This is a genomic window from Roseovarius salinarum (assembly GCF_002834145.1).
GTDB classification, from domain to species: Bacteria; Pseudomonadota; Alphaproteobacteria; order Rhodobacterales; family Rhodobacteraceae; genus Roseovarius; species Roseovarius salinarum.
In genome coordinates this window covers 105,797-127,113 of the sequence record NZ_PHNT01000001.1, presented here as the reverse complement: position 1 = coordinate 127,113, position 21,317 = coordinate 105,797, and the positions used below count along the sequence as shown (strand labels likewise).

The following is a 21,317-nucleotide window of genomic DNA, read 5'->3' as shown; positions in this document are numbered from 1 at the left end:
AAGCCCGAATGCCGCACGGCCGGGGGTTTGTGCGCCGGGTGTGGCAGGGCCGTTCCGGGGATCAGGCACCCAGCCGGTCGAGCAGCCCGCTCACCATGCCGCGATAGCCCGCCCCGAACAGCCGAAGGTGCACCAGCGCCGGCCACAGCTGGTAGACCGGCCGCCGGTCTGCCGCGCCTTCGGTCAGCGCGCCGTAGCCGTCCCAGAAGGCGCCGGGCGGATTGCCGAACAACGTCAGCATGGCAAGGTCGACCTCCGCATCGCCGTGGTAACAGGCCGGGTCGATGAACCACGCGCGGCCCTGGGCGAACAGCAGGTTGCCGGCCCACAGGTCGCCATGCAGCAGCGCCGGCGGCGGCGTGGCGGGCAGCAGGTCGGGCAGGCGGGCGCCCAGCCGATCGAGCCGGCGGGCGACCTCGGGGGGCAGCGCATCCGCGAAGGCCAGAAGCCGCCGGTCGCGCCAGAACGTGGGCCAGTCCGCGGCTTCCGCGTTGGGAACGGGAGCGGCGCCAAAGGCGTAATCCTCGGTCCAGCCGTAGGGCGCGTCCTGCGGGGCCGCGTGGAGCGCGCGCAGCTGTTCACCGGCCGCCCGCCAGCCCGCGGCGGAGGGCGCGGTCTCCTCCAGGAAGTCGAGAAGGATCAACCCGGGTTCGGCATGCAGGACACGCGGCACGGCCGAGGCGGCGCCGCGCATCGTGCGCAGCATGCGCGCCTCGGCCTCGACCATCGGGCCGGTCTTGGCGGCCATGCGCCGCCCGTCGGCCAGCTCGGCGCAGTAGACATCCGACAGGTCGCCGCCGTGCAGGGGGTGCAGGGCAGTGGCCTGCGCGCCCGTCGCGGCGGCGATGCGCGCCGCAAGGCTCATGGGCTGTAGGTCACGCGTGCCTCGCCCGCCTGCATCTCGCCCTTGGCCCGGTCATATCGCAGATAGGCGATGCCGCGTCCCTCGGCCTGGGTGTAAAGCGTGCCGGCCGTCTTGCCCTCGTCGGTGGAGAGTGGCGTGCCCACCGGCGCCTCGCCGGTGACGTCGACCGTGGCCAGCCCCTTGCGCAGCTCGGTCTTGTGGCGCATCCGCGCGGTGACTTCCTGACCTACGTAGCATCCCTTGCGGAAATCGACGCCGTTCAGCCGGTCGAACCCGGCCTCGAGGATAAGTGTCTCGCCCGGGATGAGCTCGATGCCCGCTTCGGGGATGCAATGCGCCACGCGGATGGCATCGAAATCCGTGCCGTCATCGCCGCCCTCGTCCCCGTAAAGCCGCCAGCCCAGTGCCGGGTGGCGCGGGTCGGCCACCGCACCGGCGGGCGCCGGGCCGGTGCCGCGGCGCACCTGAAGGTCGGTTTCCGAGATCTCCACGGCCGCGCGCAGCTTGTACATCGTCAGTTTCCGGATCAGGTCGTCGGACAGGTCGGCATCCACGTCCAGCAGGATCGCGCCGCCCTGGCGCACCAGAAGGAAGTCCGCCAGATACTTGCCCTGCGGCGTCAGGATCGCGGCGTAGACCGGTCCGTCGTCGAGCTTCTCGACGTCGTTGGTGACGAGCCCCTGCAGAAAGCTTTCGGCGTCCGGCCCCTCGATGCGATGAATCGCGCGCGTCATTTCCGCTCCCCTTGCCGTTTGCGGCGTAATATATGTCATGTCACGGGCGGCAACAGGGGGTGATGAATGCGCGCGCCACTGTCGATCGTGATCCCGACGCTCGATGCCGAAGACGGCCTGCGCGGCTGCCTGCACGCGCTGGGGCCGGGGCTGGAGGCGGGGATCATCCGTGAGTTGATCATCACCGATGGCGGCTCGTCCGATGCCACCGCCGCCATTGCCGAAGCGGCCGGGGCCGAGTTGGTGACGGGTTCGCCGGGCCGCGGGGGGCAGCTTCGTCGGGGCGCGGACGCCGCTCGGGGCGACTGGCTGCTGTTCCTGCATGCCGACACCCGCTTGCCGGGCGACTGGCCCGATCTGGTGCAGGCGCAGATGGCGCGCGGGCATCCGGCATGTTTCCGGCTGGGGTTCGACGCCCGCGGGCTGGCGCCCCGGTTGGTGGCGGGCTGGGCGAACCTGCGCACGGCGTTGTTCGGCCTGCCCTACGGCGACCAGGGGCTTCTGGTTTCACGCGCCGATTACGACGCCGCCGGCGGGTTCGATGCGATCCCGCTGATGGAGGACGTGGCGCTGGTCCGCCGCTTGCGCCCGCGCCCGCGGATGTTGCCGGGCCGGGTGCGCACCTCTGCCGCGCGTTACGCCGCACAGGGCTGGACACGGCGGGGGCTGCGCAACCTCGCGCTGCTGCTGCGTTACCTCGCCGGGGCGGACCCGGAGCGGCTGGCGGGCCGCTACTGAGGGTCAGAACAGGCGCCGGCCCCGTGCCTCGAAACTCTGCTGCGCCGCGTCCCGGTCGTATTCGCGGGCGATCCATGCCTCGAAGTCGATGGGGCGTTGGGCGTTGCGTGCCTCGTAAAGATCGAGGATGTGATCGAGCACGCCCGTGCGCGTCCAGCGGAAGTGGATGTAGCGTGCGCTGAGCATCTCGCGCGCCTCGGCCATCGGGCGCCCCTCGATCACCAGGCGGTAGAGCGCCGCGGCGAACCCCGCCCGGTCCGCGCCGGACTTGCAGTGCATGACGAAGGGTCTCTCGATCCGGCGGAAGGCGTCGAGAACGGCCTGTATGTCCTCGGGCGGCGCGGCATAGCGCGCATGCAGCGTGGTGTTGACCAGCGCGAGCCCCAGCGCGCGGCAGCTTTCCTCCTCCACCAGGTAATGCGCCGCGCCGGCTGCCCCGCGCAGGTTCAGCACCGAGCGCACCCCCATGTCCCGGAGCTTGACGAAGCGTTCGTGGGTCGGCTGGTTGGAGCGGTAGACGCCCGGCGCGACCTCGCCGAAGTTCGTCCAGACCTTGCGCAGGACCGCGTGATCGAACCAAAGGTTGTAGATATGAGCGCGGCGCCGGTTCTCGGGCGTCGACAGGTCGGTGTTGTAGTGGGCACGCAGGCGGCGTTCCCAGTCTCCGATGCGTTTGAACGGCGTCATGCAAGGCCCGGCTTGTGGTGATGTCGCGCCGGCGTGGCGCGGTCGCCCCGACATAGGCGGGCGCGGCGACCAAGGCAAGCGGGGCGGGGCGCATTGACGCCACGCGGCGGCCCGGTAGAGTGCACGGCACCGACCACCCCAATCCGCGAGAGACGCCATGAGCCACGCCGGCGGACGCCCCTATCTGGCCATTCCCGGCCCCTCGGTGATGCCCGACGCGGTGCTGCGCGCCATGCATCGCGCCGCGCCCAACATCTACGAGGGCGAACTGATCGAGATGACGTCCGGGTTGATCCCGGATCTGGCGCATGTGGCGCGCACCGAGGGCCACGTGGCGATCTACATTTCCAACGGCCACGGCGCGTGGGAAGCGGCACTGGCCAACGTGCTGGCGCCGGGCGACAAGGTGCTGGTGCCTGCCACGGGCCGTTTCGGGCACGGCTGGGCCGACATCGCCCGGGGCGTGGGGGTGGCGCCGCAGATCCTCGATTTCGGCAAGCAGGCGCCGGTGGACCCCGACCGGCTGGAGGCCGCGCTGCGCGCCGACACGGCCCGCGACATCAAGGCGGTGCTGGCCACGCATGTCGATACCGCGACCTCGGTGCGCAACGACCTTAAGGGCGTGCGCGCGGCGATCGACGCGGCCGGGCACCCCGCGCTGCTGATGGCCGATTGCATCGCCTCGCTGGCCTGCGACCGGTTCGAGATGGACGCCTGGGGCGTCGACGTGACCGTGGCCGCCAGCCAGAAGGGATTGATGGTGCCGCCAGGCCTGGGCTTCGTTTTCTTCAACGACAAGGCCGCGGCGGCCCGGGCAGGGATGCCGCGCGTCAGCCGCTACTGGGACTGGGGGCCGCGCGCTGATCCCGAGATGTTCTACCAGTATTTCGGCGGCACGGCCCCTACCCATCACCTGTTCGGCCTGCGCGCGGCGCTGGACATGATCAAGGGCGAGGGGCTCGAGCCGATCTGGGAGCGTCACGCGCGGCTGGCGCGCGCGATCTGGGCGGCCTGCGATGCCTGGGGGCAGGGCGGGCCGCTGGCGCTCAACCTCGGCACGCCGGCGCATCGCAGCCACGCGGTGACGGCGCTGCGGCTCGACCCGCCCGACGGAACGCGGCTGCGCGACTGGGTGGCCGGCGAGGCGGGGGTGACCCTGGGCATCGGGCTGGGCATGGCCGATCCGGGCGACCCGGCCTGGCACGGCTTCTTCCGCATGGGGCACATGGGGCACGTGAACCCGCACATGGTGCTGGGGATGCTGGGCTCGGTCCAGGCGGGCATGGAGGCACTGGGCATCCCGCACGGGGCCGGCGCGCTCGACGCCGCCGCGGCGGTCATCAGCGGCGGCCGGGACTGAGGCGCTCAGCGCCGGCGGCGGCCGATTCGGCTGATCGCCTTGTCGAGGACGATCCCCGCGACAAGCACCGCCCAGAGACCGAACACGGCCCGGAGCACGAAGAAGATCCACAGCAGGTTCACCAGCCCCATCACCAGCGCGGCACTGGTGTAGTCGGGGGCGGCGGGCCGGTTTCCACGTCGCATGACCCCAGTGTAACGCGGATCGCCCGCGCGTCAGGTGAAAACTGCTGACGGCGGCGTTACCCGCGTGCTTCCGCCAATGCGCCGGGCAGCGCGTCGGCCAGCGCCTGCAGGTCCTCGGGGCGGCCGCAGCTGACGCGGATGCAACGGTCCTGCGGGGCGACGAAGGGCATGCGCACGAAGATGCCGCGCGCCACCAGCGCGGCCAGCACCCGGCGTGCGAAATCGCCGTCGCCGCCGCAATCGACGGCAACGAAATTGGTGGCCGACGGAAGGGCTGTCAGCCCGTTTTCCCGCGCGATGCGCGCGATGCCGTCGCGCGCGCGGCCCACCTCGGCCTGGACGTGGGCCAGCCACCCGGCGTCGTGCAGCGCCGCCAGCGCGCCTGCCTGCGCCATGCGGTTCATGCCGAAGTGGTTGCGGATCTTGTCGAAACTGCGGATCAGCCCCGGCGCGCCGACGGCATAGCCGATCCGCGCCCCGGCCATGCCGTAGGCCTTGGAAAAGGTGCGCATCCGGATCACCCGGCGATCGTCGGAGGACAGGCGCGGCGCCGTGCCGTCAGGGGCGAATTCCACATAGGCCTCGTCGAGCAGCAGCAGGCAGCCCTCGGGCAGGTCGTCCAGCGCGGCCGTGACGGTGTTGCCGTCGTGCCAGCTGCCCATCGGGTTGTCGGGATTGGCGAAATAGACCAGCTTGGCGTCCACCTCGGCGGCCTTGGCGATCAGCGCGGCCAGGTCCTCGCGGTCGTCGCGGTAGGGCACCTTGTGCAGCGAGCCGCCGAATCCGGTGACGTGGTAGTTGAAGGTGGGATAGGCCCCGTCGGAGGTGACCACCGCGTCGCCCGGCGCGATCAGCAACCGCACGAGATAGCCCAGAAGCCCGTCGATCCCCTCGCCCACCAGCACGTTCTCGGGGGCCACGCCCATGTGATCGGCCAGCGCGGCGCGCAGGTCATGGCTGCCGGGGTCGCCGTATTTCCAGATCTCGCGGGCCTCGGCCTGCATGGCCTCGACCGCCTTGGGCGATGGGCCGAAGACGCTTTCGTTGGCGCCCATCCGCGCCGCGAAGGGCGCGCCGCGCGCGCGTTCCTGTTCCTCGGGGCCCACGAACGGCACGTTGGCGGGCAGCGATTGGACGAGCGGGGTATAGCGCGGACCGGTCATGGGGCGAGATAAAGCCTTTCGCCGGCCCGGTGCAAGCGGGTCGCGCGGGCGCTCAGGAAGCTGTCAGGACCCTGCGGCCGAGGAAAAGGACCAGAACCGCCAGCGCGGCGAACAGCGCCATCGTCACCGGGATCGCCCGGTGCGTGCCGTCGAACAGAAGCGTGGCCAGCCCCGCGCCGACGGCGCCACCGCCCATCTGCGCCGCCCCCATGAGCGAGGTGGCAAAGCCGGGCATCTCGCCCGCGGGGTCCATGGCCAGCGCGATCGAGATCGGCAGCACCATCCCGAACGCCATGACGTAAAGGCAGACGACGCCCCAGAACACGGGCAGCGAGGGGGTGACGACCGCCGAAACCAGCGAGACCGCGCCGGCAAGCCCCAGGAACGCGACCGACATCATCGCCATCCGCGGCGCCTGCACGCCCCGCAGCATCCGCCGCAGCAGCATCGCGCCGGCGGTGTTCGACAGCGCGGCCAGCGCGAAGAGCGAGCCGAAGGCCGTCGGTGCCACGGCATAGACCGTTTCTGTCAGCACCGCGCCCACCGACAGGATCGCCGCGTAGCCGGCGAAAGACAGGCTGCCGAACGCCATCGGCACGAGGAACGCCGGCATCGCCAGCAGCTTCCGCGAGGCCTGCACGACGAACCGCAGCGAGAACCGCTCGGGGCGGCGCTGGCCGGCGGTTTCGTCGATGAACACCAGCGTGTAGGCGAGGAACGCCAACCCCATCAGGGCCAGAGCCCAGAACATCGCCTGCCATTCGAACAGCACCAGCAGCCCCGAGCCGATCACCGGCGCGATCAGCGTGGCGATCGTCAGGATCGCCGAAAGCACGGCAAGGATGCGCGCGGCCTGGTTGCCATGGGTCACGTCGCGCACCATGGCCCGCGCGATGACCGGCGTGCCGCCCACCAGCCCCTGCACCGCGCGCATCGCCACCAGGAAGCCGAAACCCGGCGCCAGCGCGCAGGCGGCGCTGGCCAGCGTGAAAAGCCCGAGGCTGACCACCAGCGCACGCTTGCGCCCGAAGGCGTCCGAGAAAACGCCCCAGAAAAGCTGCCCGACGGCGTAGGCGATGAAATAGCTGCCCACGAGCAGCGCGCCCAGCGATTCCCGCGTGCCGAAATCGCGCGCCACCACCCCGGTGGCGGGCAGCACGATGTCGACCGAGATCGCGGTCAGTGCCGTGAGCCCGCCGAAATAGATCATCGCGTCGGCGCGCTCGAAGGTGCCCTTGCGTGCCAAGCGTCAGCCCAGTTCGGCCAGCCGCTCCAGCGCGGCGCGCAGGCGCGCGGCCTCGTCCTCCTTGACGGCGAGGTTCTCGCGCGCCTCCTCGACCACGTCCTCGGGCGCGCTTTGCAGGAACTTGGGGTTGTCGAGCCGCCCGCGCAGCCCGCCCATTTCCTTTTCCAGCTTGCCCAGCGTCTTTTCCAGCCGCGCCTTTTCCTCGGCCACGTCGATCAGATCGGCCACCGGCAGGCCGAAGCTGCCGCCCTCGACGGCCACGGTGATGCAGCCCCTGGGCAGGGAGTCCACGCGCTCGATGCTGTCGATCCGCGCCAGCCGCTTGATAAGCGCCGCGTTGCTCTCCCAGGCGGCCTGGCCGGCGGCATCGAGTTCGGTGACCAGAACCGGCACGTAAAGGCCGGCGGGCACATGCACCTGCGCGCGGGCCGAGCGGATGTTCTCGATCAGGCTGATGACCCAGGTCATCTCGCGGTCGGCCTCCGGGTCGGCCAGCCCGGCGGCGGTGTGCCCGGGCCAGTCGGCGTGCACCAGCATGGTGTCGCGGGTGCCCAGCAGGCCCCACAGTTCCTCGGTGATGAAGGGCATGATGGGGTGAAGCATGACAAGGCACTGGTCGATCACCCAGGCCATGCAGGCTTGCGTTTCCGCCCGGGCCGCGGCGTCGCCATCCATCAGCAGCGGCTTGGAGAACTCGACGTACCAGTCGCAGACCTTGCCCCAGACGAAGGCGTAGAGCGCATTGGCCGCGTCGTTGAACCGGTAGGCGCCCAGCGCGGCGTCGACCTCCTCGCGCACGCGGGCGGTCTCGCCCAGGATCCAGCGGTTGACGGTATGCGTGGCCGCGGGCAGCCGTCCGTCGCTGCCGGTGGCGCCGTTCATCTCCGCAAAGCGCGCCGCGTTCCACAGCTTGGTGCCGAAATTGCGATAGCCGGCAATGCGTTGCGGCGAAAGCTTGAGGTCGCGGCCCATCGCCGCCATGGCCGTCAGCGTGAAGCGGACAGCGTCGGCGCCGTACTCCTCGATCAGCTCGATCGGGTCGAGCACGTTGCCCAGGGACTTCGACATCTTCTTGCCCTTCTCGTCGCGGACAAGGGCATGAACGTAGACATCCGAAAACGGTTTCTGCCCGACCACGGCGTATTGCATCATCATCATCCGGGCGACCCAGAAGAAGATGATGTCGAAGCCCGTGACCAGCGTCGAGGTGGGGAAATACCGGCGCAGTTCCTCGGTGTCCTCGGGCCAGCCCAGCGTGCCGATGGGCCAGAGCCCGGACGAGAACCAGGTGTCGAGCACGTCGGGGTCGCGTGTCAGGGTCTTGCCCGGTGCCATTTCCCGTGCCTCCTCCTCGGAAAAGGCGCAGTACTGGTTGCCGTCGGCGTCGTACCAAACCGGGATGCGGTGCCCCCACCACAGCTGGCGCGAGATGCACCAGGGCTCGATGTTCTCCAGCCAGTGCAGGTATACCTTGCGATCCTGGTCCGGCATGATCCGCACCTCGCCCGAGCGGACCGCGTCGATCGCCGGGCCGACGATCCTGTCGGTGTCCACGAACCACTGGTCGGTGAGCATCGGCTCGATCACGACCTTGGATCGGTCCCCGAAGGGCTGCATGATCGGCTTGCGTTCCACCAGCGGCACCGTATCGCCGTCGTCCGTTTCGGTCATGACGGCCAGCCCTTCGGCGGTGATCTGCTCGACCACCTTGTCGCGCGCGGTGAACCGGTCCAGCCCGCGCAGGTCGTCGGGCACCAGGTTCAGCGCGTCGACCTCGGCCTCGGTGAAGCCGGCGCCCTCGGCGATCTCCTGCGCGCGGGCCGCGGCCTCGGCGTAGGGCGCGCCGTCGTCGCGCATGTGCGCGCGCGTGTCCATCAGCCGGTACATCGGGATGCCCCCGCGCGCGGCGACGGCGTAGTCGTTTAAATCATGCGCGCCGGTGATCTTCACCGCGCCCGAGCCGAACTCGGGGTCGGGGTAGTCGTCGGTGATGATCGGGATCAGGCGGCGCTGCGCCTTCGGGCCGACCGGGATCTCGCACAGCTTGCCGACGATCGGCGCGTAACGCTCATCCGACGGGTGCACCGCCACCGCGCCGTCGCCCAGCATCGTCTCGGGGCGGGTGGTGGCGATCGAGATGTAGTCGCGCTCCTCCTCCAGCACGACGTTGCCGTCCGCGTCGCGCTCGACGTAGGTGTAGGTCTCGCCGCCGGCCAGCGGGTACTTGAAGTGCCACATCGCGCCCGGCGTCTCCACGTTCTCGACCTCGAGGTCGGAAATCGCCGTCTCGAAATGCGGGTCCCAGTTGACCAGCCGCTTGCCGCGATAGATCTGGCCCTTGTGGTACATGTCCACGAAGACCTTGATCACGGCATCGTGGAAATTGCCCTCCTCGCCCTCGGGCGCGCCCGGCGCGCCGGACATGGTGAAGGCGTTGCGCGACCAGTCGCAGGAGGCGCCCAGCCGCTTGAGCTGGTTGATGATCGTCCCGCCGGAGTGCTTCTTCCACTCCCAGACCTTCTCGACGAACGCCTCGCGCCCCATCTCGCGGCGCGACGGCTCGCCGTCCTCGGCCAGCTTGCGTTCCACCACCATCTGCGTGGCGATGCCCGCGTGGTCCTGCCCCGGCTGCCAGAGCGTGTCGAAGCCCCGCATCCGGTGCCAGCGGATCAGGATGTCCTGCAGCGTGTTGTTGAAGGCGTGTCCCATGTGCAGGCTGCCGGTCACATTGGGCGGCGGGATCATGATGCAGTAGCTGGGCGCGCCGGGCCGTGCGTTCGCGCCGGCGGCGAAGCAGCCGGCCTTTTCCCAGGCGTCGTAGAGGCGGCCCTCGGCCTCGGCCGCGTTGAAGGTCTTGTCCATCGCCATCTGTCGCTGGTCCCGTGCTTGCAAGCGTGTTCGCTCCCCTTAGCGAATGTGCCGGCCAAGTGAAAGCCGGTATGCCGTGGCCCGCGCCCCTTCATCTTGCTTGAAATACTCCGGGGAGCGCGAGGGGCGGCGCCCCTCGCACGGTGCAGCCGGTCAGCCCCGGTCGAGTTTCGTGGCGAGGTGGATCAGGCTTTCCGATCCCTTCACGCCGCGCGCCTCGCCGATGCGGTCGAGCGTGTCGTCGAGCGCCTGCGTCGTCTCCGCCTCCAGCGTGACGATCAGGTCGAACCGCCCCGAGGTCGTGTGCACCCGCCGCACCGCCGGCAGCGTCTTCAGCCGGTCGAGCACCGCCGGCCCGCTGCGCGGTTCGATCGATACCAGCGCGGTGGCGCGCAGCGGCGCGCGCATGTCCCCGCCCAGCCGCAGGGTATAACCCGCGATCACCCCGGCCTCCTCCAGCCGGTCCATGCGTGCCTGCACCGTGGTGCGCGCCAGCCCCAGCCGCCGCGCGAGCGTGGCCACGGGCGTCCGGGCGTTTTGGCGCAGAAGGTCCAGGAGGGCGCGGTCGGTATCGTCGATTTGCATCATTGACCCTGCGATGCGCCGAAACTGGCGGGCAGTATAGCCGAAATGCCACGCGGAATCGACGCTCATTGTTGGCAAGCTTGAGGAAAACGAGCAACGAGGCATCACAATGCGCGAGATCCCCACCTGGCCCGACCCGGCGACCCACCTTCGGCGCGCCCGGCCCGACGCGGCCACGCTCTATTTCAGCCCGGCCGTCCTTCAGGCCACGGCGCGGCGGTTCATGCAGGGGTTCGACGGCCTCGTCACATACGCGGTCAAGGCCAACCCGGAGCCGGCGGTGCTGGACAACCTCGTGGCCGCCGGCGTGCGTGCCTTCGACGTGGCAAGCCCGGCCGAGATGGCGGCCGTCCGCGCGGCCTGCCCGGACGCGGCGCTGCACTACAACAACCCGGTGCGCTCGCGCGACGAGATCGCGGCAGCGCGGGCGCACGGTGTCGCCTCGTGGTCCGTCGATTGCCGGGCGGAACTGGACAAGCTTGAGGGGCTGGACCCGGGCACCGAGATCGCGGTGCGCCTGGCGCTGCCGGTCGCGGGCGCGGCCTATGATTTCGGCGACAAGTTCGGCGCGGGGCCCGGGGCCGCGGCCGTCCTGCTGGCCGAGGTGGCCGCGCGCGGCTTCACCCCGGCCATGACGTTCCACCCCGGCACGCAATGCGCCGACCCGGACGCCTGGGCGAGTTACATCAACGCGTGTGCGGATGTGGCGCGCACGGCCGGCGTGCGGATCGCGCGGCTCAACGTTGGCGGCGGCTTCGCCGCGCATCGGTCGGGTGACGCGCCCGACCTCGAACGCATCTTCGCGCGGGTCTCGGCCGAGACGGGACGCGCCTTCGGCGCGCATCCCCCGGCGCTGGTCTGCGAGCCGGGCCGCGCGATGGTGGCCGAGGCGGTCGTGTTGGCCACGCGCGTCAAGGCCGTGCGGGAGTGCGGGGCGCTGTTTCTCAACGACGGGATCTACGGTGCCTTGGCCGAGGCGCGCGACGTGGGCGCGCCCGGCCGTTTCCGCGTGCTGGCGCCCGACGGCACGCCCCGGTCCGGCACGGCCGCGCCGCGCACGGTCTTCGGGCCGACGTGCGACAGCCTCGACCGGCTGCCCGGGCCGTTGTCGCTGCCCGGGGACGTGGCCGAAGGCGATTACGTGCTGTTCTCGGGCATGGGCGCCTACGCCCGGAGCCTGGCCACCGGGTTCAACGGGTATCGCCCGCAGGGGCCGGTGACGGTGGACAGGCTGTGACAACTTGGTCTGGACACTGGCGCGCGGCGGATTAGGCTCGCCGTCGAAAGCGGACGTGCGAGGGGACAGACCATGGAAAAATTCGGCCGGGCCCAGCCGGCCGTGCGCACCGAGGACATCCGGTTCCTGACGGGCCACGGTCGATACCTTGACGACATCGCGCCGGAGGGCGCGCTGCATGCCCATGTGGTGCGCGCGCCCGTGGGGCACGCGCGGCTGACGACGCTCGACGCGTCCGAGGCGCGCGCGGCGCCCGGCGTGCACCTGGTGCTGACCGCGGAGGATCTGGCACGCGCCGGGGTGACCGAGGGGCTTGGCGCGGCGGTGGTCGACAACCGCGACGGCACCAAGGGCGCGGCCCCGCGCCGGCCGCTGCTGGCCGAGGACCGGCTGCGTTTCGTGGGCGAGGCGGTGGCGATGGTCGTGGCCGAGACGCTCGCGCAGGCCAAGGACGCCGCCGAGTTGATCGAGATGGACTACGACGAGCTGCCGGCGCACATGGACCTGGCGCCGGGGGGCGAGCCGCTGCACGAGGAGGCGCCGGAGAACCGCGCCTTCGACTGGGCGCTGGGTGACGAGGACGCCTGCGCGGCGGCCTTCGCCGAGGCCGCGCACGTCGTGCGCATGCCGCTGCACGACAACCGGATCATCGCCAACTCGATGGAGCCGCGCGGCAGCTACGCCGAGATGCAGGACGGCCGGCTGCACATCGCGGTCAACGGGCAGGGGGTCTGGGGCACCAAGAGCAACGCCGCGCGCATCCTGAACATGGACGCGGGCGACATCCGCGTGACCACGCCGGACGTGGGAGGCGGCTTCGGCATGAAGGCGATGGCCTACCCGGAGACCTTCCTGGTCGGTCATGCCGCCCGCGCGCTGGGCCGTCCGGTGCACTGGATGGCCGAGCGCGGCGAATCCATGCTGTCGGACAATGCCGGTCGCGACCTGGAGCACGAGGTCGCGATGGCTTTCGACGCCGAACACCGGATCACCGCCTACCGCGTGGACACGCGCTGCAACCTCGGGGCCTACAACAGCGCCGCCGCGCAGATGATCCAGACGGTGTTCTTTTCCAAGGTGCTGCCGGGCGTCTACGACATCCGGACCGTCCACCAGCACGTCGAGGGCTTCTTCACCAATACGACGCAGGTCGACGCCTACCGCGGCGCCGGCCGGCCCGAAGCGATCTATGCCCTCGAGCGGCTGATGGACCACGCCGCGCGCGAGCTGGATGTGGACCCGTGGGAGCTGCGCCGCCGCAACTTCATTCCGCGGGACAGGTTCCCCTACGACTCCGCCACGGGCGAGACCTATGACGTGGGCGATTTCGCCCGCGTGCTGGATCATGCCGAGCGTGCCGCGGACCGGGCGGGCTTCGCGGCCCGGCGCGACGCGAGCGCCGCGCGCGGGTGCCTGCGCGGGATCGGCCTGTGCTATTACATCGAGGCGATCCTGGGGAACCCGACCGAGACAACGAAGGTCGAATTCAACGACGACGGAACCGCCTCCATCTTCGTGGGCACGCAGAGCAACGGGCAGGGCCACGAAAGCGTTTACGCGCAGTTCCTGTCGGACCAGACGGGCATTCCCGTGGACCGGATCCGCGTGGTCCAGGGCGACAGCGATGCGATTGCCAAGGGCGGCGGCACGGGCGGATCGCGCTCGGTCACCACACAGAACAACGCCACGCTGGCGACGATCGCGACGATGGTCGAGGCCTTCACGCCCTACCTCGCCGAGAAGATGGGCGTGGACGCGGGCGCGGTGTCGTTCGACGACACGACCTTCCGCGCGCCGGGCTCGAACATGACGCCCACGCTGCTTGAGGCCGCCGAGATGGCCCGCGCGGACGGCCGCACCGACCTTTTGGTGCACGAGGAAACGGACACGCTGCCGGGGCGGTCGTATCCCAACGGCGCACATGTCGCCGAGGTGGAGGTGGACCCCGAGACCGGGCAGGTCACGCTTGACCGCTACACGGTGGTCGACGATTTCGGCAACATGATCAATCCGATGCTGGTGGCCGGGCAGGTGCACGGCGGCGTGGTGCAGGGCATCGGGCAGGCGCTGACCGAACGCGTGGCCCACGACGAGGATGGCCAGCTGCTCACGGCGAGTTTCATGGACTACGCGATGCCGCGGGCGCAGGATGTCCCCATGATCACCTTCGAGACCGAACCGGTGCCCTCGACGGCCAACGTGATGGGCATGAAGGGCTGCGGCGAGGCGGGAACCGTGGGCGCCATGGCCGCCACCGCCAACGCCGTGGCCGATGCGCTCCGGGCGCGCGGCGTCCGGCAGGCGGACATGCCGTTCACGCCGCACCGCGTATGGAAGATGCTGACCGATGCGATGGCCGCAGTGGACTAGAACGCTCCGGAGCCTCTTCCGGCCGAGCACGCGCCGCCGACGCAGCAGCTTCACGCACGCCCGCGGGCAGGTCACCCATGTGCTGGTCCTCGACGGAACCATGTCCTCGCTGGAGCCGGGCTGCGAAAGCAACGCCGGGCTGGCCTACAAGCTGATCTCGGAAACGGCCGGCACCGACCTGTCGGTCTACTACGAGGCCGGCCTGCAGTGGCAGGACTGGCGCTCGACACCCGACGTGATCGCGGGCCGCGGGCTGAACCGGCAGATCCGGCGGGCCTACGGGTATCTCGCCAGCCGCTACCGGGCGGGCGACATGATCTTCCTGCTGGGGTATTCGCGCGGCGCCTACGCGGTGCGTTCGCTTGCGGGGGTGATCGACCGGGTCGGCCTGCTGCGCGCCGAGCACGCGACGGAACGCAACGTGCGGTTTGCCTATCGCCATTACCAGGCCACGGCCGGAAGCCCGGCGGCCAAGGCGTTCCGGCGCGCCTATTGCCACGAGGCCGCGCCCGTGGAGATGGTGGGCGTGTGGGACACGGTGAAGGCGCTGGGGCTGCGCCTGCCGGTGGCCTGGCGCTGGACGGAAAAGGCGCACGCCTTCCACAACCACCGCCTTGGCCCGACGATCTGCCACGGGTTCCACGCGCTGGGGCTGGACGAGACGCGACAGGTCTTCGAACCGGTGCTCTGGGATTGCCCGCCGGACTTCAACGGCCGGGTGGAGCAGGTGTGGTTCCGCGGCACGCACGGCGACGTGGGCGGCCAGCTTTCCGGGTTCGAACCGGCCCGCCCGCTGGCCAATATCCCGCTTGTCTGGATGCTGGAGCGGTCCGAGGAATGCGGCCTGCGCCTGCCCGAGGGCTGGCGCGCGCGTTACGTGACCGACCCGGACGCGCCGTCGGTGGGAACCTGGCGCGGGTGGGGCAAGATCTTCTGGCTGCGCCGGGCGCGCGTGATGGGGCAGGATCCGTCGGAACGGCTGCACCACACCGTTGCACACCGCGAGGTGCCGGGGCTGGAGGCCGCCGTCTGACCGGCCCCCGGCCGGTGTCAGGTGCCGTAGGCGCGCGGCTGGCCCATCACGTCCTCGGCGGCCATGATCAGCGCGTCGGCGATCGTGTCCAGCTCGGGCCGTGTCAGCCGGGCGGGCAGGCGGGCATCGCAGGCCTTCATCAGCATGGCGCGGGTCCTGGGCAGCTCCGGCGTGCCGCCGGGGATGAATTTCCAGTTCCAGAAGGCGCGCGCGTTGTCGGCCGACAGGCCGAACACCTGCACCTTGGTGCCGCGCTCGGCGGCGGCGGCCGCGAAGGCGCGGGTTTCGTCCTCGGACAGGCCCACCAGGTTGAACTGGATCGAGTCCGGCGCGCGCTCTTCCGGGCCCAGCTTCGCCGGCACATGCAGCCAGGGCGAGGCGTTGAGCCGGTCGGCCACGTAGTCGTGGTTGGCGCGGCCGTCGCGCACGCGGCGCGGGATCTCGGCCAGCTGGGGCCGGATGATCGCCGCCGACAGGTTGTTCATCCTCAGATTGTAGAGCGGCAGCCGGTTCTGCCAGCGCCCGAAGGCGGCATCCAGCGCGGCGTCGTCGCCGGTGAAGTGCTTGCGCCAGTTGTGCTCGTAGGCGCCCGACATGATGACCGCGCGCGCGACCAGCTCGGCGTCGTCGGTGATCATGATCCCGCCTTCGCCCGCGTTCACAAGCTTGTAGGACTGGAAGCTGAAGCACCCCACGCGCCCGATGGTTCCGATGTTGCGCCCATGCCATCTGGTGCCCAGCGAATGGGCGGCGTCCTCGATGACGGGGATCCCGCGTTGGTCGCACAGGCCCATGATCGCGTCCATGTCGCTGGTGTGGCCGCGCATGTGGCTGATGATGACGGCATGGATGCCGTCGTCGAGCCGTGCCTCGAAATCGGCCAGGTCGATGCGGTAATTGTCGCCAACCTCGCACAGCACCGGCACGCAATCGGCGTGCACCACCGAGGACGGCACCGCCGCGAAGGTGAAGCCCGGGATCAGGACCCGCGCGTCGCGCGGCAGCCCCAGCGCCTTGAGCGACAGGAACAACGCGGCCGAGCAGGACGACACCGCCAGCGCGTAGCGGCTGCCGAGGGCCTCGGCGAACTCCCGCTCCAGCAGGGTGACCGGCGCGTTCTCGGGCGCGGTGTAACGGAACAGGTCGCCCGATTGCAGCATGCAGTCGATTTCCGCGCGCGCGGCCTCGGGGATCGGTTCGGCGTCGTAGACATTGGGGGTGGGCGTCATGTCTTCGGCTTTCCTGAAACTCGCTTTCGGCTTTCCTGAAGGACTAATATGTCCGAAGTATGAAATCCATGAAAAAATGCCGCGGCTACGGACCGCGGCATCAAATCGTGGCATCCGTGTCGGATCTAGTGACCGAGCCGGTCGCGCAGCGCGAACCATGTCATCGCCAGCACCAGCAAGGGCGTGCGCAGCGCCCGCCCGCCGGGGAACGCGGGTGCGGGCACCCGCGCGAGCGTGTCGAAGCCTTCGGCCGCACCGCCGATCGCGTCGGCCATCAGCTTGCCGGCATGCGTCGCGGTGCCCACGCCGTGCCCCGAATACCCCGAGGCCGACAACACGTTCGTCGCCAGCCGCGCGAGGAAGGGCATCCGCTTCATCGTGATCGCCAGCGTTCCGCCCCAGGCGTAATCGATGCGCGCCTCCGACAGGTGCGGGAATATCTTCAGCATGGGCTTGCGCACGGTCGCCGCGATGTCACGCGGGAACCGGTAGCCGTAGCTTTCGCCGCCGCCGAACAGGAGCCGGCCGTCGTCGCTGAGCCGGAAGTAGTTGATGACGAACTTGCTGTCGGCCACGGCGATGTCGCGGGTCAGCACACGTGACACCTCGGCGCCGAGCGGCTCGGTGGCGGCAATGAAGTTGTTGATGGGCATCACCCGCTCGGCCACGCGGCCCTCGAGGCCGCCGAGGTAGCCGTTGCAGGCCAGGATGACGTGGTCGGCCCGAACCCGGCCGCCGTCGGTGTGCACCACGGCCGGTGTGCCGTGGTCGATGTCATGCACGCGCGTGCCCTCGTGGATCCGCGCGCCCGCCGTCTCGGCCGCGCGCGCCAGCCCCAGGGCATAGGCCAGGGGGTGCAGGTGACCCGCGCCCATGTCCAGCGTGCCGCCGCGATAGGCGGGCGAGGGGCACAGCGCGGCCAGCGCTTCGGTGTCGAGCTTGCGGATCCTGTCATAGCCGTAGCGGTCGGCCAGGAAATCCGCGTGCGCATGTTCCTCGGCCGCCTCGCCGCGGTTGAAACAGGCGTGCGCGATGCCATCGGTCAGGCGGCAGTCGATGGCGTGGCGTGCCACCAGGTCGCGCACCAGCGCCTTGGCCTCCTCGGCCAGAGCCCAGAGCTTGGCGGCATCGTCGGGGCCGACGAGCCGTTCCAGGCTTTCCTGCTCCATCCGCTGGCCGGTGCCCAGCTGACCGCCGTTGCGCCCCGAGGCACCGAAGCCAGCGCGGTGCGCCTCGACCACCACGACATCGTGACCCCGCTCTGCCAGGTGCAGCGCCGCCGAAAGCCCCGTATACCCCGCGCCCACCACGCAGACGTCTGCCCGCGCCTCGCCCCGCAGCGGCTGGCGGGGGGCGGGGGGCGTCACGGTGGCGGCATACCAGCTGTCGGGGTATTCGCCGGGGCGATCGTTGGCGTAGAGCAGGTCCATCTCTTCTTCTTGCTCCGGATTTCCTCGCCGTAGGCCGCGCGGCGCCGGGGCGCGGCCGAAACGCCGGTTCAGACGTTGAGCAGCAGGTGTTCGCGCTCCCACGGCGAGATCACCTGCAGGAACTCGTCGTACTCGGTCCGCTTGACGATGGAATAGACGCGCGCGAATTCCGGCCCCAGCAACCCGTGCAGCGCGTGGGCCGCGTCGAACTGGTCGAGCGCGATGCCCAGCCCGCGGGGGATATCGGCCTCGCCGGCGTAGGCATCACCCTTGAATTGCGGTTCGGGCCGGATCTGTTCGGTCAGCCCGAGAAGGCCGCAGGCCAGGCTCGCCGCGATCCCGAGGTAGGGGTTGCAGTCCATGCCCGCCAGGCGGTTCTCCACCCGGCGCGACTCGGGCGGCGACAGCGGGATGCGGATGCCGGTGGTGCGGTTGTCGCGCGCCCAGGCCAGGTTGATGGGCGCCGCATTGTCCTTGACGTAGCGACGGTACGAATTGACGTAGGGCGCGAACACCGCGATCGCCGAGGGCAGGTGCCGCTGCAGCCCGCCGATGAAATGGTAGAACATGTCCGTCTCGCCCCCCTGCGGGCCGGCAAAGACGTTCTGACCGCTCTCGAGGTCCATCAGCGAGTGATGGAGGTGCATCGAACTGCCGGGTTCCTCCTCGATCGGCTTGGCCATGAAGGTGGCAAAGCAGTCGTGGCGCATCGCGGCCTCGCGGATCAGCCGCTTGAAGTAGAACACCTCGTCGGCCAGCTTGACGGGGTTGCCGTGGCGCAGGTTGATCTCGACCTGGCCTGCGCCGCCCTCCTGCGTGATGCCGTCGATCTCGAAGCCCTGCGCCTCGGCGAAGTCGTAGATGTCGTCGATCACGGGGCCGTATTCGTCAACGGCCGTCATGGAATAGGCCTGCCGGGCCGCCGCCGGCCGGCCCGAGCGGCCCATCATCGGCTCGATCTCCTGCGCCGGGTCGGTGTTGCGCGCCACGAGAAAGAATTCCATCTCGGGCGCGACCACCGGCTTCAGCCCGCGGTCGTGGTAGAGGTTCACCACCCGCTTGAGCACGTTGCGCGGACAGAACGGGATCGGCGTGCCCTCGCGGTCGGTCGCGTTGTGGATGACCTGCAGCGTCCAGTCGCCCGTCCAGGGCGCGGCGGTCGCCGTGGCCATGTCCGGCGTCAGGATCATGTCGCGTTCGATGAACCCTTCGTCCGACGCGGCCTCGGCCCAGTCTCCGGTGATCGTCTGGAAGAAGATCGAGTCCGGCAGGTGGAAATGCCCCTGCCGGGCGAACTTGCTGGCCGGCATGGCCTTGCCGCGGGCAATGCCGGGCAGGTCGGCGATGATGCATTCGACCTCGTCCAGACGTCGCCCCTCGAGGTAGCTGCGCGCCGCGTCGGGCAGATTGTCCTTCCAGTCGGCCATCATGCCCTCCGCTTGAAGAAATCGGCGATGCGCTCGCCGATGGTGCCGCCCTCGGTTGGTGCGTCGAGCTGCGCGGCCGCGTCGCGCAACTGCGCCTCGGGAACAATCCCCGCGCCGCGGTGACGGATCAGCGTGTCGATCATATCGGCGGTGAACTCGGGATGCGGCTGCACGGTGTAGATCCGGTCGTCGTAGAGCAGCGCGGCGTAGGCGCAGAAATCGTTGTGGCCCACGATCCGGGCACCCTCTGGCAGGACGGTGATCTGGTCCTGGTGCCAGGCGTTGAGCGCCATCTCGCGCCCCTCGATCTCGTAGGTCTGGCGGCCCACGGACCAGCCACCGGAATATTTCTCGACGGTGCCGCCCATCGCCTGCGCGATGATCTGGTGGCCAAAGCACACGCCCACCATCGGCTGCCCGGTGCCGTGGACCTCGCGGATGAACCGCTCCAGCGGCGGGATCCACGGGTGGTCCTCGTAGGCGCCGTGCCTGGACCCGGTGATCAGCCAGCCATCGGCGGCCTGCGGGCCGTCGGGAAACTCGCCGTCCACGACGTTGTAGGTGTCGAAGGTGAAGCCGTGCCCGTCCAGCAGGCGTGCGAACATGGCATCGTAGTCACCCAGCTTTTCCCGTGCGGCGTCGGGCGCGTGGCCGGTCTGCAGAATGCCGATTTTCATGAATGCCCCATGATTTGATCAAATTCAGGCTACCTGAGCCGCCTGTCCTCGGCAAGGCCCGCGACGGCGCGCGGTTCCGGGGGGGATCATACCGTGTCCAGGTAGGTCTTCCAGTGCTCATCGGCCGGGATCCGGGCCATCACCCGCATCTCCTGCCGCTTGGTCATCACGAGGTTACGGATCATCCCGGGCGCGAAGATATCCGCGATCGCCTCGTCCGTTTCGAACCGCTCCGTGGCGGTCGCCCAATCGGCGGCCAGCCGCGGCATCTCTTGCGCGTAGGCGTTGCCGGTCAGCGGCGGCGGAGGCGTCAATTCCCGCTCCACACCGGTGATCGCAGCGCCAAGGATGGCGGAGAATACCAGGTAGGGGTTGGTGTCGCCCCCCGCCGCACGGTGTTCGATCCGCCGGGCGACGGGGGCGCCTCCGGGGATGCGGACCGCCACCGTCCGGTTGTCATGTGCCCAGCAGGCCCCCGTGGGCGCATGCGCGCCGGGAACCAGCCGCGTGTAGCTGTTGGCGTGCGGCGCGAAGACCAGCGTGGAGGCGGGCATTGCTGCAAGGCAGCCTGCCACCGCGGCGTGCAGAACCGGCGTGCCCTCGGCCCCGCCGTTGTCGAACACGTTGCCGCCGTCGGCGTCGAGCACGGAGAAATGCAGGTGCAGCCCGTTGCCCGCGTCCTCGGCAAAGGGCTTGGCCATGAAGGTGGCGGCCAGCCCGTGCCGGCGCGCCAGCCCCTTGATCAGCGCCTTGAACAGCCAGGTGTCGTCGGCGGCGCGCAGCGCGTCCTGGTGATGCAGCGTGATCTCGAACTGGCCCACGCCGGATTCGCAGATGGCCGTCTGTGCCGCGATGCCCATGGCCGCGCAGCCCTCGTAGAGCGCGTCGAGAAAGGCGTCGAAGGTGTCGAGCTGGGTGCAGGACAGGATCTCGGGCGCCTCCAGGCGTCGGCCGTGGCGCGGGTCGCGCGGGTGGGCAAGCCGGTCGCCGCTGTCGTCGACGAGGGTGAACTCCAGCTCGGTCGCGGCGACGACGCGCCAGCCCCGCGCGGCGTAGCGGGCGAGCACCGACTCCAGCGCGTGGCGCGGGTCGCCATCGAACGGCGCGCCATCATCGGTGTACATGGTCATGGGCACGAGCGGCTGCGCGCCATCCAGCCAGGGCATCGGCACCGGCCCGCGGCCGGTCGGGCGCAGCACGCCATCGGCATCCCCGGACTCGAACACCAGCGGGCTATCCGCGATGTCGGCGCCGTGGATGTCGACGTTGAGGGCCGATAGCGGCATCCGAACCGCGCCGGCGTCGAGCTTCGCCGCGTAGCTGCCGGGCACGCGCTTGCCGCGCATCTGGCCGTTGAGGTCGCTCGCGGCAACGCGGAAGGTGGTATGATCGTGCAGGTCCATGGTCACGGCGGCGGTTGGGTCGGCGCACAGCCTAGGCATGCGTTGCCCGGTTGTCATCCGGATTTGATCAAAAAATGTCG

The 21,317-nt window shown here is 70.1% G+C and carries 18 protein-coding genes; 5 read left to right on the top strand and 13 right to left on the bottom strand.

The genetic code is table 11. The features are described from left to right. Window positions 1–61 precede the first annotated feature (61 nt). Both CEF10_RS00630 and ygfZ read right to left on the bottom strand, forming a co-directional pair. Window positions 62–865, bottom strand: a complete 804-nt coding sequence (locus CEF10_RS00630; protein ID WP_101065435.1) for a fructosamine kinase family protein — start codon at window positions 863–865, stop codon at window positions 62–64. Further along, window positions 862–1,599, bottom strand: coding sequence for a CAF17-like 4Fe-4S cluster assembly/insertion protein YgfZ (ygfZ, locus tag CEF10_RS00625; protein ID WP_101065434.1), 738 nt, complete (start codon window positions 1,597–1,599; stop codon window positions 862–864). The genes CEF10_RS00630 and ygfZ overlap by 4 nt, the downstream gene beginning before the upstream one ends. Window positions 1,600–1,665: 66 nt before the next feature. Between ygfZ and CEF10_RS00620 the strand changes: the two genes are divergently transcribed. Further along, window positions 1,666–2,337 (top strand): TIGR04283 family arsenosugar biosynthesis glycosyltransferase, encoded by a 672-nt coding sequence (locus CEF10_RS00620; protein ID WP_101065433.1) that lies wholly within the window; start codon window positions 1,666–1,668, stop codon window positions 2,335–2,337. 3 nt (window positions 2,338–2,340) lie between these two features. Here CEF10_RS00620 and CEF10_RS00615 read toward each other — a convergent pair whose 3' ends face one another. Beyond that, window positions 2,341–3,024, bottom strand: coding sequence for a fused DSP-PTPase phosphatase/NAD kinase-like protein (locus CEF10_RS00615; RefSeq protein ID WP_101065432.1), 684 nt, complete (start codon window positions 3,022–3,024; stop codon window positions 2,341–2,343). A 157-nt stretch (window positions 3,025–3,181) separates the two neighbouring features. On the opposite strand from CEF10_RS00615, the gene CEF10_RS00610 reads away from it, so the two are divergent. Further along, window positions 3,182–4,384 carry a pyridoxal-phosphate-dependent aminotransferase family protein gene (locus CEF10_RS00610; RefSeq protein WP_101065431.1) on the top strand — a complete coding sequence of 401 codons (1,203 nt, stop codon included), beginning with the start codon at window positions 3,182–3,184 and terminating at the stop codon, window positions 4,382–4,384. A 5-nt stretch (window positions 4,385–4,389) separates the two neighbouring features. On the opposite strand, the gene CEF10_RS00605 is transcribed toward CEF10_RS00610, so the two are convergent. From CEF10_RS00605 to CEF10_RS00585, 5 genes are all read right to left on the bottom strand, one after another. Continuing rightward, entirely contained in the window at window positions 4,390–4,569 is a 180-nt protein-coding gene (locus tag CEF10_RS00605; RefSeq protein ID WP_101065430.1) for a hypothetical protein, read from the bottom strand. A 56-nt stretch (window positions 4,570–4,625) separates the two neighbouring features. After that, window positions 4,626–5,732, bottom strand: coding sequence for a pyridoxal phosphate-dependent aminotransferase (locus tag CEF10_RS00600; protein ID WP_101065429.1), 1,107 nt, complete (start codon window positions 5,730–5,732; stop codon window positions 4,626–4,628). Between the two features lie 52 nt (window positions 5,733–5,784). Further along, the gene (locus tag CEF10_RS00595) at window positions 5,785–6,978 is read right to left on the bottom strand and encodes an MFS transporter (protein WP_101065428.1); all 1,194 of its coding nucleotides are present in this window, start codon (window positions 6,976–6,978) and stop codon (window positions 5,785–5,787) included. Window positions 6,979–6,981: 3 nt separating this feature from the next. Further along, on the bottom strand, window positions 6,982–9,846 hold the full coding sequence (locus CEF10_RS00590; protein WP_101065427.1) for a valine--tRNA ligase: 2,865 nt from the start codon (window positions 9,844–9,846) through the stop codon (window positions 6,982–6,984). 153 nt (window positions 9,847–9,999) lie between these two features. Then, window positions 10,000–10,431 carry an Lrp/AsnC family transcriptional regulator gene (locus tag CEF10_RS00585; protein WP_101065982.1) on the bottom strand — a complete coding sequence of 144 codons (432 nt, stop codon included), beginning with the start codon at window positions 10,429–10,431 and terminating at the stop codon, window positions 10,000–10,002. Between the two features lie 109 nt (window positions 10,432–10,540). Between CEF10_RS00585 and CEF10_RS00580 the strand changes: the two genes are divergently transcribed. From CEF10_RS00580 to CEF10_RS00570, 3 genes are all read left to right on the top strand, one after another. Beyond that, window positions 10,541–11,668, top strand: coding sequence for a type III PLP-dependent enzyme (locus CEF10_RS00580; protein ID WP_101065426.1), 1,128 nt, complete (start codon window positions 10,541–10,543; stop codon window positions 11,666–11,668). A 72-nt stretch (window positions 11,669–11,740) separates the two neighbouring features. Beyond that, a complete protein-coding gene (locus CEF10_RS00575; protein ID WP_101065425.1) occupies window positions 11,741–14,038 on the top strand; it encodes a xanthine dehydrogenase family protein molybdopterin-binding subunit in 2,298 nt (765 codons plus the stop codon). After that, window positions 14,016–15,071 carry a DUF2235 domain-containing protein gene (locus CEF10_RS00570; protein WP_101065424.1) on the top strand — a complete coding sequence of 352 codons (1,056 nt, stop codon included), beginning with the start codon at window positions 14,016–14,018 and terminating at the stop codon, window positions 15,069–15,071. Before CEF10_RS00575 ends, CEF10_RS00570 begins: the two co-directional genes overlap by 23 nt. Window positions 15,072–15,088: 17 nt before the next feature. On the opposite strand, the gene CEF10_RS00565 is transcribed toward CEF10_RS00570, so the two are convergent. From CEF10_RS00565 to CEF10_RS00545, 5 genes are all read right to left on the bottom strand, one after another. Further along, window positions 15,089–16,300: a DegT/DnrJ/EryC1/StrS family aminotransferase gene (locus tag CEF10_RS00565; RefSeq protein ID WP_101065423.1), complete on the bottom strand. Its 1,212-nt coding sequence runs from the start codon at window positions 16,298–16,300 to the stop codon at window positions 15,089–15,091. Window positions 16,301–16,425: 125 nt separating this feature from the next. After that, window positions 16,426–17,730, bottom strand: coding sequence for an NAD(P)/FAD-dependent oxidoreductase (locus CEF10_RS00560; protein ID WP_101065422.1), 1,305 nt, complete (start codon window positions 17,728–17,730; stop codon window positions 16,426–16,428). 68 nt (window positions 17,731–17,798) lie between these two features. Next, window positions 17,799–19,157 carry a glutamine synthetase family protein gene (locus CEF10_RS00555; protein WP_101065980.1) on the bottom strand — a complete coding sequence of 453 codons (1,359 nt, stop codon included), beginning with the start codon at window positions 19,155–19,157 and terminating at the stop codon, window positions 17,799–17,801. After that, window positions 19,157–19,834: a type 1 glutamine amidotransferase gene (locus tag CEF10_RS00550; RefSeq protein WP_101065421.1), complete on the bottom strand. Its 678-nt coding sequence runs from the start codon at window positions 19,832–19,834 to the stop codon at window positions 19,157–19,159. Before CEF10_RS00550 ends, CEF10_RS00555 begins: the two co-directional genes overlap by 1 nt. Window positions 19,835–19,920: 86 nt before the next feature. Next, window positions 19,921–21,237 carry a glutamine synthetase family protein gene (locus CEF10_RS00545; protein WP_101065977.1) on the bottom strand — a complete coding sequence of 439 codons (1,317 nt, stop codon included), beginning with the start codon at window positions 21,235–21,237 and terminating at the stop codon, window positions 19,921–19,923. Between the last annotated feature and the right edge of the window lie 80 nt (window positions 21,238–21,317).